This is a genomic window from Pseudomonas sp. SMSB3 (assembly GCF_052041965.1).
Classification (GTDB): domain Bacteria; phylum Pseudomonadota; class Gammaproteobacteria; order Pseudomonadales; family Pseudomonadaceae; genus Aquipseudomonas.
Genome location: NZ_JBKGGV010000002.1, coordinates 59,683 through 75,902 on the forward strand (window position 1 = coordinate 59,683; position 16,220 = coordinate 75,902).

Annotated in this window: 16 protein-coding genes; 11 read left to right on the forward strand and 5 right to left on the reverse strand. The window is 63.5% G+C overall.

Annotation, left to right across the window (positions count from 1 at the left end; genetic code table 11):
* Positions 1 to 12 precede the first annotated feature (12 nt).
* Both ACLEJW_RS03560 and ACLEJW_RS03565 read left to right on the forward strand, forming a co-directional pair.
* Complete coding sequence (locus tag ACLEJW_RS03560) at positions 13 to 1,377, forward strand: LLM class flavin-dependent oxidoreductase (RefSeq protein ID WP_440776991.1); 1,365 nt, start codon at positions 13 to 15, stop codon at positions 1,375 to 1,377.
* Between the two features lie 132 nt (positions 1,378 to 1,509).
* Positions 1,510 to 2,346, forward strand: coding sequence for a bifunctional allantoicase/(S)-ureidoglycine aminohydrolase (locus ACLEJW_RS03565; protein ID WP_060477124.1), 837 nt, complete (start codon positions 1,510 to 1,512; stop codon positions 2,344 to 2,346).
* A 63-nt stretch (positions 2,347 to 2,409) separates the two neighbouring features.
* Here the strand turns inward: ACLEJW_RS03565 and sodC are convergent, their stop codons facing one another.
* On the reverse strand, positions 2,410 to 2,925 hold the full coding sequence (gene sodC / locus ACLEJW_RS03570) for a superoxide dismutase family protein (RefSeq protein ID WP_145186513.1): 516 nt from the start codon (positions 2,923 to 2,925) through the stop codon (positions 2,410 to 2,412).
* A 206-nt stretch (positions 2,926 to 3,131) separates the two neighbouring features.
* Between sodC and ACLEJW_RS03575 the strand changes: the two genes are divergently transcribed.
* The 6 genes from ACLEJW_RS03575 to ACLEJW_RS03600 all read left to right on the forward strand — a co-directional run bounded on the left by ACLEJW_RS03575 (position 3,132) and on the right by ACLEJW_RS03600 (position 10,414).
* Entirely contained in the window at positions 3,132 to 4,049 is a 918-nt protein-coding gene (locus tag ACLEJW_RS03575; RefSeq protein WP_440776992.1) for an AEC family transporter, read from the forward strand.
* A gap of 48 nt (positions 4,050 to 4,097) precedes the next feature.
* Positions 4,098 to 4,709 carry a cell wall hydrolase gene (locus tag ACLEJW_RS03580; protein ID WP_313294921.1) on the forward strand — a complete coding sequence of 204 codons (612 nt, stop codon included), beginning with the start codon at positions 4,098 to 4,100 and terminating at the stop codon, positions 4,707 to 4,709.
* 162 nt (positions 4,710 to 4,871) lie between these two features.
* Positions 4,872 to 5,723: a CAP domain-containing protein gene (locus tag ACLEJW_RS03585; RefSeq protein ID WP_145186522.1), complete on the forward strand. Its 852-nt coding sequence runs from the start codon at positions 4,872 to 4,874 to the stop codon at positions 5,721 to 5,723.
* A gap of 52 nt (positions 5,724 to 5,775) precedes the next feature.
* The gene (locus ACLEJW_RS03590; RefSeq protein ID WP_313294920.1) at positions 5,776 to 6,387 is read left to right on the forward strand and encodes a LysE family translocator; all 612 of its coding nucleotides are present in this window, start codon (positions 5,776 to 5,778) and stop codon (positions 6,385 to 6,387) included.
* A 215-nt stretch (positions 6,388 to 6,602) separates the two neighbouring features.
* Positions 6,603 to 9,020, forward strand: a complete 2,418-nt coding sequence (locus ACLEJW_RS03595; protein WP_440776993.1) for a glucose/quinate/shikimate family membrane-bound PQQ-dependent dehydrogenase — start codon at positions 6,603 to 6,605, stop codon at positions 9,018 to 9,020.
* 125 nt (positions 9,021 to 9,145) lie between these two features.
* A complete protein-coding gene (locus ACLEJW_RS03600) occupies positions 9,146 to 10,414 on the forward strand; it encodes a carbohydrate porin (RefSeq protein ID WP_440776994.1) in 1,269 nt (422 codons plus the stop codon).
* Positions 10,415 to 10,446: 32 nt separating this feature from the next.
* Here ACLEJW_RS03600 and argE read toward each other — a convergent pair whose 3' ends face one another.
* Entirely contained in the window at positions 10,447 to 11,607 is a 1,161-nt protein-coding gene (gene argE, locus ACLEJW_RS03605; RefSeq protein WP_440776995.1) for an acetylornithine deacetylase, read from the reverse strand.
* Positions 11,600 to 12,277: a DUF1028 domain-containing protein gene (locus tag ACLEJW_RS03610; protein ID WP_440776996.1), complete on the reverse strand. Its 678-nt coding sequence runs from the start codon at positions 12,275 to 12,277 to the stop codon at positions 11,600 to 11,602. The genes argE and ACLEJW_RS03610 overlap by 8 nt, the downstream gene beginning before the upstream one ends.
* A gap of 290 nt (positions 12,278 to 12,567) precedes the next feature.
* Between ACLEJW_RS03610 and ACLEJW_RS03615 the strand changes: the two genes are divergently transcribed.
* A complete protein-coding gene (locus ACLEJW_RS03615; RefSeq protein ID WP_440776997.1) occupies positions 12,568 to 13,881 on the forward strand; it encodes a flavin-containing monooxygenase in 1,314 nt (437 codons plus the stop codon).
* Complete coding sequence (locus ACLEJW_RS03620) at positions 13,881 to 14,297, forward strand: RidA family protein (RefSeq protein WP_145186542.1); 417 nt, start codon at positions 13,881 to 13,883, stop codon at positions 14,295 to 14,297. Before ACLEJW_RS03615 ends, ACLEJW_RS03620 begins: the two co-directional genes overlap by 1 nt.
* A 36-nt stretch (positions 14,298 to 14,333) precedes the next feature.
* On the opposite strand, the gene ACLEJW_RS03625 is transcribed toward ACLEJW_RS03620, so the two are convergent.
* Positions 14,334 to 15,239 (reverse strand): LysR family transcriptional regulator, encoded by a 906-nt coding sequence (locus ACLEJW_RS03625; RefSeq protein WP_145186545.1) that lies wholly within the window; start codon positions 15,237 to 15,239, stop codon positions 14,334 to 14,336.
* Positions 15,240 to 15,399: 160 nt separating this feature from the next.
* Entirely contained in the window at positions 15,400 to 15,636 is a 237-nt protein-coding gene (locus ACLEJW_RS03630; protein ID WP_145186548.1) for a hypothetical protein, read from the reverse strand.
* Positions 15,637 to 15,811: 175 nt separating this feature from the next.
* On the opposite strand from ACLEJW_RS03630, the gene ACLEJW_RS03635 reads away from it, so the two are divergent.
* Positions 15,812 to 16,198, forward strand: a complete 387-nt coding sequence (locus tag ACLEJW_RS03635; RefSeq protein ID WP_440776998.1) for a VOC family protein — start codon at positions 15,812 to 15,814, stop codon at positions 16,196 to 16,198.
* The last annotated feature ends 22 nt before the right edge of the window (positions 16,199 to 16,220 follow it).

Genomic DNA, 16,220 nt, shown 5'->3' on the forward strand with positions numbered 1-16,220 from the left:
GGAGTGCTGACGATGCCGCGTCCGATCCGTTTCAATGCGTTCAGCATGAACGCCGCCAGCCATCAGTCACCGGGGCTGTGGCGTCACCCGCGCAATACCAGCGTGGCGTTCAACCGCCTCGACTATTGGACCGACATGGCCCGCCTGCTGGAGCGCGGTCTGTTCGATGCGCTGTTCATCGCCGACGTCATGGGCATCTACGATGTCTACCAGGGCGGCCCACAGGCCGCCTTGCGCGGCGGCGTGCAAGTGCCGGTCAACGACCCTTTGCTGGTGGTGCCGGCCATGGCCGCCGTGACCGAACACCTGGGGTTTGGCGTGACCTTCTCGCTGACCTACGAGCACCCTTATCCCTTCGCCCGGCGCATGTCCACGCTCGATCACCTGAGCAATGGCCGGGTCGGCTGGAATATCGTCACCGGTTACCCGGACAGCGCGGCGCGCAATCTCGGGTTGCCCAGGCAGTTGGGGCATGACCAGCGCTACGAGCTGGCCGAGGAATACCTTGAAGTGCTGTACAAGCTCTGGGAGAAGAGCTGGGAAGACGACGCGGTGCAACTAGAGGGCGACACCGGACGCTACATCGAGCCCAGCAAAGTGCATGCGATCGCTCATCACGGCGAACATTTCCAGGTACCGGGCATGCACCTGTGCCAGCCTTCGCCACAACGCACCCCGGTACTGTTCCAGGCCGGCGCTTCGCCGCGCGGGCAGCAGTTCGCCGCCCGCCACGCCGAGTGCGTATTCATCAGCGGCCCCTCGACCACCGTGCTGCGGCGCTACGCCGACGGCATTCGCAGCGCCGTTGCCGCCGCCGGCCGTGCGCCGGGCGAGGTGCTGATCTACGCCCAGGCGTTGTTGATCGTAGCGCCGACCACCGAGCAGGCCGAGGCGCGCTTTGCCGAATACCGGCATTACGTGGATGTGGACGCGGCCCTGGCGCTGCTATCGGGCTGGACCGGCATCGACCTGGCCGGGCTCGACCGTACGGCACCCATAGAATATGTCGAGAACGACGCCGGCCGCGCGGCGCTGGCGGCTTTCACCGCCGCCGACCCGAACCGGCGCTGGACCGTGGCTGAAGCGGCGCAATTCATTGGCCTGGGTGGACGCGGGCCGGTACTGGTGGGCTCGCCCAGCGACGTCGCCGATCAGTTGGAAACCTGGCTTGAGCAGACCGGTATCGATGGTTTCAACCTGACCTATGCCGTGCAACCTGACGATCTGACCCATGTGGTGGAGCTGCTGGTGCCGGAGTTGCAACGTCGTGGCCGCTACCCTTCGACTTATCGTGACGGTACCTTGCGGCACAAGTTGTTCGCGGCAGGCGACCAGTTGCCCGACCGTCACGTCGGGCGGCGCACCGCCATTCGTTAATTGAATGTCGAGTATTACAACATTTAATTTGTGGATGACGCGCACGGCCCCCTATGCTGTGCGCAACTTCCCTGCGCGCACCGGCCGGTGTGGTCCAAGGCACGGGGAGAGAACAACAAATCGAGACCGCTCATGTCGAACCATTCCTACTTCGCCCCTCACGGTGGGCACCCGGCTCAAACCGAGCTGCTGACTGACCGTGCCATGTTCACCGAAGCCTACGCCGTGATTCCCAAGGGCGTGATGCGTGACATCGTCACCAGCCACCTGCCGTTCTGGGACAAGATGCGCATGTGGGTCATCGCCCGGCCGCTGACCGGCTTCGCCGAGACCTTCTCGCAGTACATCGTCGAAGTAGCGCCGGAAGGCGGCAGCGAGCGCCCTGAGCTGGACCCTAACGCCGAAGCGGTGGTGTTCATCGTCGAAGGCCAGTTGGACATCACCGTCGAAGGCAAGCACCACACCCTGACCCCGGGCGGTTACGCGTTCCTGGCGCCAGGCGCCGAGTGGAGCCTGCGCAACAATAGCCAGGCCAACGTCACCTTCCACTGGCTGCGCAAGCACTACCAGAAAGTCGAAGGCCTGGCCGTGCCAGAGTCGTTCGTCACTCATCGCGACAACGCCACGGTCATCGAGATGCCGGGCACCGAAGGCCGTTGGGTCACCACCCGCTTCGTCGACATGGCCGATATGCGCCATGACATGCACGTCAACATCGTCACCTTCCAGCCGGGCGGCGTGATCCCGTTCGCCGAAACCCACGTCATGGAGCATGGCCTTTATGTGCTGGAAGGTAAGGCGGTGTACCGCTTGAACCAGGACTGGGTCGAAGTCGAAGCCGGCGACTTCATGTGGCTGCGCGCGTTCTGCCCGCAAGCGTGCTACGCCGGCGGCCCAGGCAAGTTCAGCTACCTGCTGTACAAGGACGTCAACCGTCACGTGCACCTGACGCTCAACCCGCAGCGCTGACACTGGTTGCTTGCTGAAAACGACTGAGGCCGCATTGCGGCCTCAGTCGTTTGTGCAGGGTGCTTACTCGACCACGCCACAGGCGAAGCGGGCACCGCCGCCGCCGAGTTTCTCCGGATGATCGCTGTGGTTGTCGCCACCGGCATGCACCATCAGCGCGTGGCCTTTGAAATCCTCGGCCTTCAGACGCGGCGCCAGAACCGGGTAAGTGGCTTTGCCGTCAGCTGCGACGTACAACGCGGGCAGGTCGCCACGGTGGCCGCTGTCATCGTACGGGCCTTTGTGGGCATTGGTGGAATCTGGGTCCCAGTGGCCCCCGGCAGCACCGGCCGGCACCGCCTTGCCATTGTCATCGGCCGGCGCGCAGGACGGCTTCTGGTGCAGGTGGAAACCATGCACGCCTGGCGGCAGGTCTTTGAGGTCCGGCGTCAGCAGGGTGCCGTATTTGTTCTGCTCGATAGTGATGGTGCCGATCGACTTGCCGGGGCCATCGCTCCCGGCCAGCTTCAGTTCCACCGTCTGGGCGGCCTGGGCGAGGCCGGCCGAGGCCAGCAAGGCGGTGAAGACGACTGCTTTCATGTGTGTTCTCCATGGTGTGAAATCGGCAGGTGGCTATCCACATATGGGATAGGACTATGCCAGGTGCAAGGCATTCCCTTGGGCCACAGACTGTAACACCTTATGTGCACCCCGCTCCTTCCGTTCTCAAGCACGCTGCTGATGGGTCTTAATCGCATGGGCAGACCGGGTTAATCTGTGCCGCCTGCCGACAACGGAACGCGCCCATGATCCACCTGCTTCTAAACACTCTCCTTCCGATCATCTTGCTGATCGGCCTGGGCACCTTCTTGCGCAGCCGCGGCTTTCTTGCCGAGGCGTTCTGGCCCGGTGCCGAGCGTTTGAGCTACTACGTGCTACTGCCATCGCTGTTCGTGCATGGTTTGGCGACCGCCGATCTTCAAGGCGTACCCGTGCTGGGAATGGTCGGTGTACTCATGCTGGCTACGCTGCTCGGTGGCGGGCTGTTAATGCTCTATCAAGGTATAGCCGACCATGAGGGTGCCGACTTCACATCGGTGTTCCAAGGTGGGGTGCGTTTCAACAACTACATCGGCGCCACGTTGGCTGCCGGGATCTACGGCAGTGCAGGGATTGCGCTGGCGGCCGTGGCCAATGCGGCCATCGTGCCGCTGGTCAACCTGCTCTGCGTGCTGGTATTTGCCCGTTTCAGCGCACGGCACAGTTCAGTGGCCCACGTCCTGCGCGCAATTTTCGCCAACCCGCTTATCATCGGTTGTGTCATCGGCCTGCTGCTGCGGCTCACTGGAACAGGCCTGGGAGAAGGGTTGGAGCCTACCATCAAGGCGCTTGGCCAAGCCGCCCTGCCCTTGGGCCTGCTGTGCGTGGGCGCAGCGCTTGGCGGCGCACGGTTGAGCCAGCACCTACGACCCCTCGCGGCAGCCTCGGCGTTCAAATTTCTGGCGATGCCGCTGATCACCTGGGGGCTGTGCAGGCTTTTTGGATTGAGCGGGCCGGCAGCAGTGGTGGCGGTGCTGTTCCAGGCATTACCGACGGCGTCCTCGTCTTATGTGATGGCTCGGCAAATGGGTGGCAATGCGTCCTTAATGGCGACGATCATTGCACTACAGACACTCTTGGCAGGCCTGACACTGCCTTTGGTATTAATGCTTACGCTTAATTGAATCCGCTTGGCTAGACTATCAAGTATCGCCCGTCGTGGATGCTCGATCATGTGTTGCTCCTGGATCACTGTTAGCTTCATCTGCGTCGCGCTGGCCTGCCCCGTACACGGCGCAGAGGGCGCCTCAGCGGCAGTGGCGCAGGACAAAGCCCAGGTCCTGGAAGAAAGAGTGGTAGAAGATGGTCCACTGCCCAGAGAGGCCGAAACCCTGTCACCCAGAGACGTGCGGGCTGTCGATCCGGCCGGCCAGGATGCCATCGACGACAGCATCACCTGCCTGGCGCGCACCATTTACTGGGAAGCCAAGGGTGCCGGTGCCAAGGACATGAGCGCGGTAGCCAGCGTAGTGCTCAATCGCCTGGGCCACGACGGGTTCCCCGACACCATCTGCGCGGTGGTCAAGCAGGGTGTAGAGAGCAAGTCATGCCAATTTTCCTGGTGGTGCGACGGCCGTCCCGATCAGGTCGAGGAAGAGGACCGCTACGAGATCGCCAAGGAAATTGCACGCAAGGCCCTCAACCAGCAACTCCAGGACATCACCGGTGGCGCCCTGTATTTCCACGACCGCAATGTGCGCCCAAGCTGGATCAAGGCCTATCGCAAGACCGGCGAGACGCGACACTTTTTGTTCTACAAACCCAATCAGGCCCTCGCGCGCTAGCGCCGCCGTCGCACTTTTTCGGGCTTTCCGGGTCTACTTGCTCTTTTGCCGCCCGCAAGCCTTGCGGGCTTTCCACGCTTTGCACGAGACGGGCCAAAACCCTCGCGCTTGTGTAGGATGAGCAGCGCATACCATGACGCTGCCAGTCACAGGGAGATCCACATGCGCGTCCTGTCATCCGTTGCCGCCTTGTCGCTGGGGCTGGTCTTCTCGACCGCGGCCCTGGCCGTTACCGGCGAAGAGGCGCGACTGATCGATTCGATCAACAGCTACCGCAGCCAGGCCCAAGCATGCGGCAGCGGTGCCTCGCTGGAACTGCCGCCGCTCAATAGCGATACCCGTCTGGCATTGTCGCCAGAAGGCACTCGTGACCTGCAGCAGGCCATGAGCCGCGCGGCTTACCCGATGGTCAACGTCCAGGCCATCAGCCTGTCCGGCCCACGCGACGCACCCGCAGCCATGCATGCCATCGAAGAGAGCTTCTGCCAGGTCGTGCTCGACCCACAGTTCGTCGACATCGGCGTGAGTCAGGAGGGCCGTGACTGGCGCATCGTGCTGGCCCGACCGCTTCTGAGCGGGCGCCTGGGCGACTGGCAGGCTGAGGGGCAGAAGCTGTTGCAGGCCATCAATACGGCGCGCAGCGCGCCGCACCAATGCGGCGGTCAACCGTTCGCCGCCGCACCGGCGCTCACCTGGAGCAGTGTGCTGGCCGGTGTAGCGGCCGAGCATACCCGGGCCATGGCCAATCAGAACTTCTTCGATCATATCGACAAAGAGGGGCGCACCCCCGGCGATCGCGCAGAGTTGGCCGGCTACCTGTACCAGCAGATCGGTGAGAACATCGCCGCCGGGCGTGATTCGGCGCAAAAGGTGGTGGAGGGCTGGCTGGACAGTCCAGGCCATTGCGCGACCTTGATGAATCCTGACTTCAAAGAGCTGGGCGCCGCCTACGCAGTCGATCCGAAAAGCGATGCCGGGATCTACTGGACCAGCCTGTTCGGCACCGCTCAATGATCCTTCGGGCTGGTCTACACTGAGCGCAGTCCAATCTTGCGAGGAGTCGGACATGGCACTCGATACCTGGATCCTCTACCTGCTGGCGAGCATCGGCCTGTCCTTGACTCCCGGCCCCAATAGCCTGCTCGCCTTGACCCACGGTGCAGTTTACGGTGCGCGCCGTACGCTGTTGACCATCAGCGGCGGGGCGCTGGGTTTTTGCGCCTTGATCGCCCTGGCGATGTTCGGGCTCGGCGCGTTGCTGCAGACGGGGGCCTCGGTGCTGACCGTGCTCAAATGGGCCGGCGGCGGCTACTTGCTCTGGCTCGGTATCCAGCTCTGGCGCAGCCCTGCCCTGCACCTGGAACTGAGCGAAGGCGCCGCGCGCCTGAGCAATGCCGGCATGTTCCGCCAGGGTCTGCTGTCGGCCCTGGCCAACCCCAAGGTGGTGTTGTTCTACGCGGCCTTCTTGCCGCAATTCATCGATCCCAAGCTTGGCCTGCTTGGGCAATTTGCGATCATGGCGCTGACTTTCGTCTGCGTCGAATGCGCCGTGGAGTTCGCCCTGGCCACCGCAGCCGGACGCATACGTCCTTGGCTGGCACGCGGCGGCAAAGCGTTCAATCGCTGCTGCGGGAGCCTGTTCGCCCTCATCGGCGTGGCCATGCCGCTCAGCCGGTGATCGGCTGGTCTCGCCTAATACCAAAGTCTGTAGCGCCTTCTTTAAATCGCAGAAATGCCGTTTTCCTGCGTTTTTCCAAGCATGTTCTAGACTTTTACTGATCAAACGTAAAGTTCAGCCCTGCGACAATCCGCCTCGATTTATTTTGTACTAACTTGTTAATTAGCAAGCTAAGGGCTTAAACTGCGCGCATTCCACCTGCTGAGATCCCTGGCATGAACGAAACACCGCGCACGTCTCGCGCCACAACTTTCATCCTGGTCGGCTTGGGCGTGATCATCGCCCTGCTCGGCCTGCTCCTGGCTGCCGGCGGCATCAAGCTCGCCGGTCTGGGCGGCTCCTGGTACTTCCTGATCGGCGGCCTGGCCATGGCCATCGCCGGCGTGCTCATCGCCCGGCGCAAACGCGCTGGTGCCTGGCTGTATGCAGTGTTCCTGCTGGGTACCGCACTCTGGGCCTTGATCGACGCCGGCCTGGTGTTCTGGCCATTGTTCTCGCGCCTGTTCATGTTTGCCGTCATCGGCCTGGTGGTCGCCCTGGTCTACCCGCTGCTGGCGCGTGCCAATGGTGCCACCAGTGGGCGTGGCGCCTACGGCATCGCCGGGGTGCTGGCCATCGCGCTGGTGATCGCCGCCGGCAACATGTTCGTCGCCCACCCAAGTGTGGCACCGACCGGCAAAGGCCCTGGCATAACGCCGGTCGAAGCCGGCAAAGCGCAGAAAGACTGGGCGCATTACGGCAACACCGAAGGCGGTAGCCGCTTCGCCGCGCTCGACCAGATCAACCGTGACAACGTCGACAAGCTCAAGGTGGCCTGGACCTACCACACCGGTGACGTGGCGTTCAGCGACGGCAACGGCGCTGAAGACCAGATGACGCCGCTGCAGATCGGCAGCAAGGTGTTCATCTGCACCCCGCACAACAACCTGATCGCGCTCGACGCCGACACCGGCAAGGAGCTGTGGAAGAATGAAATCAACGCGCAGTCCAAGGTCTGGCAGCGCTGCCGCGGCCTGGCCTACTTCGACGCCACCAACGCCGTCGCCCAGCCGACCCAGCCTGACAGCTCGCCGGTCACTGGCGGTACGGTGGCCCCAGGTGCCAACTGCCAGCGCCGACTGTTGACCAATACCATCGACGGCCGCCTGATCGCGGTCGATGCCGACGATGGCCAGTTCTGTCAGGGCTTTGGCAACGACGGTCAGGTCAACCTGATGGCCGGCTTGGGCAATGTGCCAGATTCCTACTATCAACTGTCGTCTGCGCCATTGATGGCCGGCACCACCGTGGTGGTCGGCGGGCGCGTCGCCGACAACGTCCAGACCGACATGCCAGGTGGCGTGATCCGCGGTTTCGATGTGATCACCGGGGAAATGCGCTGGGCCTTCGACCCGGGCAACCCGCAACAGCGCAAGGCGCCCGAGGGCGATAACACCTATGTGCGCAGCACGCCGAACAGCTGGGCGCCGATGTCCTACGATCCGGCGATGAACACCGTGTTCCTGCCGATGGGCTCTTCATCCACCGACATCTATGGTGTGGAACGCAACAAGCTGGATCACACCTACGGCGCTTCGGTGCTGGCCCTTGACGCGACCACGGGCAACGAAAAATGGGTGTACCAGACCGTGCACAACGACCTGTGGGACTTCGACCTGCCGATGCAGCCGAGCCTGATCGACTTCACCAAGGACGATGGCAGCTCGGTGCCTGCACTGGTGATCGGCACCAAAGCCGGGCAGATCTACGTGCTCGACCGCGCCACCGGCAAGCCGCTGACCAAGGTCGAAGAAGTCCCGGTCAAGCCAAGCAACATTCCCAACGAACCGTACTCCCCGACCCAACCCAAATCGGTCGGCATGCCTCAGATCGGCGCGCAGACCCTGACCGAAGCGGACATGTGGGGCGCCACCCCGTACGACCAACTGCTGTGCCGCATCGATTTCAAGAAGATGCGTTACGACGGCTTGTACACTGCACCGGGCACCGACCTGTCGCTGAGTTTCCCAGGGTCGCTGGGCGGCATGAACTGGGGCAGCCTGTCGACCGACCCGGTGCATGGTTTCATCTTCGTCAACGACATGCGCCTGGGCCTGTGGATCCAGATGATCCCCTCGCAGAACAAAGGCGACGCTGCTGCCGGCGGTGAAGCACTGAACACTGGCATGGGTGCGGTACCGCTCAAGGGTACGCCCTACGCGGTGAACAAGAACCGCTTCCTGTCGATTGCCGGTATTCCGTGCCAGGCGCCGCCGTTCGGTACGCTGACGGCTATCGACATGAAAACCCAGCAGATCGCCTGGCAGGTCCCGGTCGGTACCGTCGAAGACACAGGCCCCCTGGGCATCCGCATGCACCTGCCGATCAAGATCGGTTTGCCAACCCTCGGCGGCACCCTGTCGACCCAAGGCGGTCTGGTGTTCATCGCCGGTACCCAGGACTTCTACCTGCGCGCCTACGACAGCAGCAACGGCAACGAAATCTGGAAAGCCCGCCTGCCAGTCGGCAGCCAGGGTGGCCCGATGACCTACGTCTCGCCGAAAACCGGCAAGCAGTACGTGGTGATCACCGCAGGCGGCGCACGCCAGTCCACTGACCGCGGCGACTACGTGATCTCGTACGCCCTGCCATAACCCCACGTCGCTGCATGCGCGGCCGAGCCCGCTCCCTCAAGACCTTCGCTGCCCATGCCCATGGCGCAGTGCTTGAAGGAGCGGGCTCGTTTGCGCACAGGCCTTGAAAAACACGAGAGACCGCAATGCCATCCGCAATACGCATCACCCCTACCCTGTTGCTGGCCTTGGTCAGCGGCACCGCCGTGGCCGACGGCGACCTGCTCACCCGTAGTACCCTGACCGGCGACTGGGGCGGGCTGCGCCAGCAGCTGGAAGCTGACGGCGTGAAGATCACCGGCGATTACAGCGGCGAAACCGCGTACAACGCCCACGGTGGCCTGCACCGCTCCGCCCGCTACTCGCAGAACTTTAAATTGGGCGTGCAGTTCGACCTGTCGAAACTGTATGGCCTGGACAATGGCGGCAAGGTCCAGCTGACGATCAACGACAGGCGCGGTAACAGCGCCTCCGAAGACCTGGTCGGCAACCGTCTGCCGATCCAGGAAAACTACGGCGGCCTGTATACCCGGCTGACCGAGTTGAGCTACGAGCGCACCCTGTTCACCCCGGCCCTGAACCTCAAGCTCGGCTACATGGCCATGGGCAACGACCTGGGCGGCCTGGACAGCGGCATCCTGTGCAATTTCATGAACGCAGGCTTCTGTGGACACCCGTTGAACATGTCGGGCGGCAGCGGCTGGAGCAACTACCCGAACGCGCGCCTCGGGGCGCGGGTGAAATACGACTTTTCGCCGTCCTGGCAGCTGCGCGTTGCCGCGTTCAACGTTGATCCGCAAAGCAACGGCAACTCCAGCCGCGCCTGGCACCTGGGGCCTAAGCACACCACAGGTACCGTGCTGCCGGTGGAGCTGGTGTACAAGCTGCAAGGGGAACTGCCGGGTGAATACAAACTCGGCTACTACTACGACAGCTCCGATGTGAAACGCATCGGCAGCGACGGGCAGGTGTCCGGCCGCAGCGGCCACTACCTGCTGGTCGATCAGGCCGTATGGAATGACCCAAGCCTGGCGGGGCGCAGTCTGCATGCGTTCGGCCAATACTCGGCATCGAGCAAGGCCGCTTCGCCCTTCACCAAGTGGTACGGCGCAGGCGTGGTGCTGTACCAGCCATTCGCGGGCCGTCCGCGCGACACCGTGGCCCTGGGCTATGGGCGTGCCGTGCCGAACCCGCGTAGCCGCGAGGTGCTCGAAGACGCAGCGTTCGATGCGGGCGCGCCGTTCCCCGACATCGACCACGCCGAGCAGTTGATCGAATTGAGCTACGGCTATCAAGCCACGCCTTGGCTGAACCTGCGCCCGGATGTGCAATACATCATCGAACCTGGCGCGTTTTCGGGCAAAGCCATCGACAACGCCCTGGTGCTTGGCCTGCAAGTCAAGGCCAGCTTCTAACCCCTGTGGGGCTGCGCTGCAGCCCCGCATGGTCAGCCCTGCTGCAGGTAGTCGACCAGCCTGCGCAACATCTCATCGCAGCCTTGCAATTGCTCGAGGCTGACGAATTCGTCGGGTTTGTGACCCTGTTCCATGCTGCCCGGACCGCAGACTACCGTGGCAATACCGGCCTGATCGAACAAGCCACCTTCGGTGCCGAATGCCACGGTGCCGAACTGCGTCGAGCCACTGAGCAGCGCCACCAGGCGGGCTGCCTCACTGTCGGCCGCTGTCGCCAGCCCTGGGTAGGCGCTCAGGCCATCCAGGTGAATGGCGCTGGCCGCACTGACCTTGCGCATGCGCGGTAGCAACTCGGCTTCGGCGTAGGTTTGCAATTGATCGGCCACGGTCTGCGCTTCGAACCCTGGCAAGGCGCGCACTTCGAAGTCGAATGTGCAGGCTTCGGGCACGATGTTCAATGCCGTACCGCCGCTGATCACACCGGTCTGCACCGTGGAAAACGGCGGGTCGAAGCGCGTGTCGTGGTGGGCTGGCTGGGCCAGATCAGCGCCGATTTCACCCAGCTTGCCAATCAGCCGGGCGGCGTACTCAATGGCGTTGACCCCCTGCGGCGCATACGCCGAATGGCAGGCAGCGCCCTGCACATGACAGCGCATGGCCAGCTTGCCCTTGTGGCCCAGCACTGGTTTGAGCTCGGTAGGTTCGCCAATCAGGCACAGGCGCGGCTTGTAAGCGCGCTGCTGCAATGCCGCAAGCATCGACCGCACGCCCAGGCAGCCTACTTCCTCGTCGTAAGAGAACGCCAGGTGCACGGGCAGGCACAGTGGCTGGGCGAGAAACGCCGGCACAGCCGCCAGCACCGAGGCGATGAAGCCTTTCATGTCAGCGGTGCCGCGACCATACAGACGGCCATCGCGCTCGCTCAGGGCAAACGGCGGCAGCGTCCACGCCTGGCCGTCCACCGGCACCACGTCGGTATGCCCGGACAACACCACACCGCCCCTGTCCTGCGGACCGATGGTGGCGAACAGGTTGGCTTTGGTGCCCTCGGCGTTATGGAACAGCTCGCTGTGCACTCCAAGCGCGGCGAGATAGTCGCGAATGAAGTCGATCAGGTGCAGGTTCGATTCACGGCTCACCGTGGGGAATGCGACCAGGCGCGCCAGCAGTTCGCGGCTGCTGCACTCACGCATCGCCTGGTACTCCATAGCTCGGGGCGGTGGTGGGGTCCAGCGCCCGGGTCACGTAGTCCTGCATCTGCGGGCGATAGGCTTGCCAAAGGCGAGCGAGTTCGCCGATCGGGTCCTGCTCGGCCCAGTCGACCCGCAGGTCCACCAGCGGCCAGGTCAGCTCGCCGGCGATCTTCAGGGCCGCCGAGTGCACCGGCCCCGCCTCGCCACCTGCGGCCATGGCTGCCTGCATGGCGGCGAGCAAGCGGTCGGCCAGAGGCCCGCCGGTGTGTTCGAAAGCGTCCACCATCGCCTCGATCACCTGGCCCCCGGACAACAGGTTGCCGGCCGCCGCGCACTGCTCGCCGGCCACGGCGTGGTGTACGCCCAGCGCTTGGTTGCCGGTGAACAGTGCCACTTCCCCGTGACTGTCGATCACCGTGACCTGGCGATACTCGCTCCAACCATTGGCGCTGAGTGCGCGATCCAGCGCGGCCGCTGGCGCCAGTTGGCCTTGTTCCAGAAGATCGAGGATCTGCGGCCCCAGTGCCGGCAAGGTGATGTTCTGCGTAGCGACCGCACCTACGCCGGCCCGCACCCATGGGCAGCGGGCACCCACGCAGATGCTCGACGAGCTGATGGCGATGCCGACCTGGCCGGTTTCCTGGCAGCGACCAACGATGGAAAAGGTCATGGTGCAACTCCTGTTGTTTTAAGCGTTACCCCGCATTCTGTAGGCAAGCCACACGCCAGCAAACGACCATTTTCCTGCCCCTTGAACAGGAAAAAACTAAGCCCTCCGAGCCCGGCCGGGCAGCACCGATCGGGCCGTTGCAAGCCATGTATCCCGGGGCCTTCGCCGTTTTATCGGCAAGCCCCAGCTAAATACTATTTTCGCCTTGTTCCGGGCATCCCTAGTCTGGCCGCAGGCAATGGCGGTCTTCCAACCGACCTGACAATAACCGCCTGAACAAGGGCTCGGACATGACACTGAACAACATCGACATCGACACGCTCGTGGTGGGCGCCGGCCAAGCCGGTGTGGCCATGAGCGAACATTTGAGCAAGCTTGGCGTGCCGCACCTGGTGCTCGAGCGCAACCGCATCGCCGAGGCCTGGCGCAGCGGACGCTGGGATTCTCTGGTGGCCAACGGCCCGGTCTGGCATGACCGTTTCCCCGGCCTTGAATTCAACCTCGACGCCGACGCCTTCGCCGGCAAGGACCAGGTGGCGGATTACTTCGAGCAATACGTGCGCAAGTACAACCTGCCGGTACGCACGGGCATCGAAGTCAAACGCGTGGTGCGCAATGCCGACCGCCCAGGCTTCACCGTCGAGACCAACGAAGGGGTGATCCGCGCCAATCGCGTGGTGGCGGCGACCGGGCCGTTCCAGAAGCCGGTGATCCCGGCGATCGCGCCCAAGGACGACAGCCTGCATCAGATCCACTCCGCCGCCTACTTCAACCCCGGGCAATTGCCCGCGGGCGCGGTGTTGGTGGTAGGTGCCGGTTCTTCGGGGGTGCAGATCGCCGAGGAACTGATGCGCGCCGGTCGCCAGGTCTACCTGTCGGTCGGCGCCCATGACCGTCCGCCGCGTGCCTACCGCAACCGTGATTTCTGCTGGTGGCTAGGCGTGCTGGGTGAGTGGGACGCGGAAATCGCCAAGCCTGGACGCGAGCACGTCACCATCGCCGTCAGCGGCGCCCGTGGCGGCCACACCGTGGATTTTCGCGCCCTTGCTCATCAGGGCATGACCCTGGTCGGCCTGACCCAGTCGTTCGACAACGGCGTGGCGCACTTCCAGGACAACCTGGTGGACAACATCAAGCGAGGCGATGAGAACTACCTGGCCCTGCTCGACGCCGCCGACGCCTATGTCGAGCGCAACGGCCTGGATCTGCCGCTGGAACCGCAAGCTCGACAGCGCCTGGCCGACCCCGCTTGCATGGTCGAGCCGCTGCGCCAGCTGGACCTGGTCGAAGCCGGCGTGACCAGCATCATCTGGGCGACCGGCTACGGCGTCGACTTCAGCTGGTTGCAGGTCGACACCTTCGATGCCAACGGCAAGCCGCAGCATCAGCGGGGTGTGGCGCGGGAACCGGGCGTGTACTTCCTCGGCCTGCCATGGCTGTCGCGGCGCGGTTCGTCGTTCATCTGGGGGGTGTGGCATGACGCCAAGCACGTCGCCGGCCATATCGCTACCCAACGCACCTACCTGGCCTACCGTGACCGCGAGCAGCGTGAAGCGGATCAGCAGCCAACCCTCAGCACTGTCAGCCACCTCGGAGCCCACTGATGCCTACGCATACCCGCATCCGCATGTTCAACACCAAACAGACCTACCCCAACCAGAGCCTGGACAACGACCTGTGCCAAGCCGTGCGGGCGGGCAACACCGTCTACGTGCGCGGCCAGGTCGGCACCGACTTCGCCGGCAAGCTGGTGGGCCTGGGCGATCCACGGGCCCAGGCCGAACAGGCGATGAAAAACGTCAAGCAGTTGCTCGAGGAGGCCGGCTCGGACCTCTCGCACATCGTCAAGACCACCACCTATATCACCGATCCACGCTTCCGCGAGCCGGTGTACATGGAAGTCGGCAAATGGCTCAAGGGAGTGTTCCCGATTTCCACCGGCCTGGTGGTCGCGGGCCTGGCGCAGCCTGAGTGGCTGATGGAAATCGATGTCATTGCAGTGGTGCCGGATCAGCCGTGATCCGCTACCCAAGGGGCGCCACGCGCTCCTTGGTGTTTAGAACTTGGCCAGTTCCTCGCGGCAGAACTCCACGAACAACTGCGCAGGTTTAGTCAGTTGCACGCGCTTCAGATGCGCGGCCGCCAGCCCTGACAGCGCCACCGGCTCGGCGATGTCGATCATCACCAGCTTCTGCCCGTCATACGTGCATTCCGAATGTGGCCGCGTCACCAGCAGCGAGAAGCCGAACCCCTGGCCGACCATGCCGCGCACCATCTCGATCGACGGCGAGCTGAACACGATATTAGGCGTCAGGCCCAGGTCATTGAACAGGCTGACGAAATACGTGCGACTTGGCGCGACGTCCAGCAGGATCATCGGTTCCGGACACAGGTCGCGCAGCGACACCTGGGCCTGGCCGGCAAAGCGGTGTTTTTCCGGCAGCAGCACATAGGGCTTCTGCGGCGCCATCAGCGGTTCGGCCTCGATGGTGCCATCGAGGTCGTGTTCGTAGAGAAACGCCAGGTCGAATGTGCCGGCAGTCAGACCTTGTATCAGGTCTTGTTGTTCGCCGTCGCGCAGGCGAATGTCCACGCCGGGGTAACGCTGGCGAAAGCCTGCGATCAAACGCGGCAGGTAAAGCGGCGCCACTGTCTCGAAACAGCCTATGTCGATCTGCCCGGCCACCGTATCGTTGTCGGCCAGCGCGTTCTGCTCGAACTCGTGAGCCATCTGCAGCAGTGACTTGGTCTTGGCATAGAAGCGCTTGCCACTGGGCGTTAGCGACACGCCCTGGGCGTGGTGGCGGATGAACAGCTGCACGCCGAAGCTCTCTTCCAGGCTCTTGATCGCGGTGGAGATCGACGGCTGCGCGATATACAGCTGGCGTGACGCCTCGGCAACACTGCCGGCCTCGACGGTGGTGACGAAATACTTGAGTTGTCGCAGGGTATAGGAAGCCATGGGCACCTCGGTGGCGCTGGGAACAGGCGCCTGGTTCTGATGTGCCACCACTTTACCTCGGCGCGGCGCACAGCGGACGGCCGAGGGTTCGAGGATTTGCCTATGGCTTGGGCATATATTTACTGCATCGATGGCGCTTGTCGGTCAGCGCTGCCAGCTCTCACTCGAACTCGACATTGACCATGACACAGTCATCCCCCACCGGCTTGAAGCCTGCTTCACACGGCATGCCGACGATCGGCGCTACCGAGCGTTTGCAACGCTGCGGCCTATCCGAGGCGTCGCGCTGATCGAATGTGCTGATCGCCAGCTGGGCATCCGCATCGACGCTCAAGGCTTGTTCCCGTTGCGCATGAACTCCACCTGCCAGCACCAGCAGCATTATCAACGTAGCCATCTCCATACCTGTCACCTCCTGATCGGGATTGAACTGGGTGATCAGGCTAGGGCTGCGTGGCGCGCGCGCGCAGCTGGAATGTCCTCCGCGCTCGTCTGCAGACCCCGACACGACTGGTGAAACAAGCCAAAGCGTCTTTACTGCTTAATAACGACCCCAGGAACGGTGTGCGCCTATGAAGATCGTTGTCACCAGCATCCTCGTCGACGACCAAGCCAAGGCCTTGGCCTTCTACCACTACGTGCTCGGCTTCATGCCCAAACACGATAACCCCATGGGCCAACATCGTTGGCTGACGCTGACCTCACCCCACGACCCCAACGGCGTCGAGCTCCTGCTCGAACCGGATGCGCATCCTGCGGCCAAGACCTACAAGCAGGCGCTCAAGCAGGACGGCATCGCTGCCACGACCTTCGCGGTGCGCGATATCGAGGCTGAATATATCCGTTTGTGCAAGGCCGGCGTCATCTTCACCCAGGCGCCGACGAGCCTCGGCGACGTGACCGTCGCGGTGTTCGACGATACCTGCGGCAACCTGGTCCAGATCGCGCAGAAACACTGATCGCCCCCATGACAGGCGCTGT

Coding starts and splice junctions, on each gene's coding strand:
- ACLEJW_RS03615 (WP_440776997.1), top strand. CDS start 12,568: ATGACACTGAACAACATCGACATCGACACGCTCGTGGTGGGCGCCGGC.
- ACLEJW_RS03610 (WP_440776996.1), bottom strand. CDS start 12,277: ATGACCTTTTCCATCGTTGGTCGCTGCCAGGAAACCGGCCAGGTCGGC.
- ACLEJW_RS03635 (WP_440776998.1), top strand. CDS start 15,812: ATGAAGATCGTTGTCACCAGCATCCTCGTCGACGACCAAGCCAAGGCC.
- ACLEJW_RS03595 (WP_440776993.1), top strand. CDS start 6,603: ATGAACGAAACACCGCGCACGTCTCGCGCCACAACTTTCATCCTGGTC.
- ACLEJW_RS03585 (WP_145186522.1), top strand. CDS start 4,872: ATGCGCGTCCTGTCATCCGTTGCCGCCTTGTCGCTGGGGCTGGTCTTC.
- ACLEJW_RS03590 (WP_313294920.1), top strand. CDS start 5,776: ATGGCACTCGATACCTGGATCCTCTACCTGCTGGCGAGCATCGGCCTG.
- argE (WP_440776995.1), bottom strand. CDS start 11,607: ATGCGTGAGTGCAGCAGCCGCGAACTGCTGGCGCGCCTGGTCGCATTC.
- ACLEJW_RS03600 (WP_440776994.1), top strand. CDS start 9,146: ATGCCATCCGCAATACGCATCACCCCTACCCTGTTGCTGGCCTTGGTC.
- sodC (WP_145186513.1), bottom strand. CDS start 2,925: ATGAAAGCAGTCGTCTTCACCGCCTTGCTGGCCTCGGCCGGCCTCGCC.
- ACLEJW_RS03630 (WP_145186548.1), bottom strand. CDS start 15,636: ATGGCTACGTTGATAATGCTGCTGGTGCTGGCAGGTGGAGTTCATGCG.
- ACLEJW_RS03580 (WP_313294921.1), top strand. CDS start 4,098: ATGTGTTGCTCCTGGATCACTGTTAGCTTCATCTGCGTCGCGCTGGCC.
- ACLEJW_RS03560 (WP_440776991.1), top strand. CDS start 13: ATGCCGCGTCCGATCCGTTTCAATGCGTTCAGCATGAACGCCGCCAGC.
- ACLEJW_RS03565 (WP_060477124.1), top strand. CDS start 1,510: ATGTCGAACCATTCCTACTTCGCCCCTCACGGTGGGCACCCGGCTCAA.
- ACLEJW_RS03575 (WP_440776992.1), top strand. CDS start 3,132: ATGATCCACCTGCTTCTAAACACTCTCCTTCCGATCATCTTGCTGATC.
- ACLEJW_RS03620 (WP_145186542.1), top strand. CDS start 13,881: ATGCCTACGCATACCCGCATCCGCATGTTCAACACCAAACAGACCTAC.
- ACLEJW_RS03625 (WP_145186545.1), bottom strand. CDS start 15,239: ATGGCTTCCTATACCCTGCGACAACTCAAGTATTTCGTCACCACCGTC.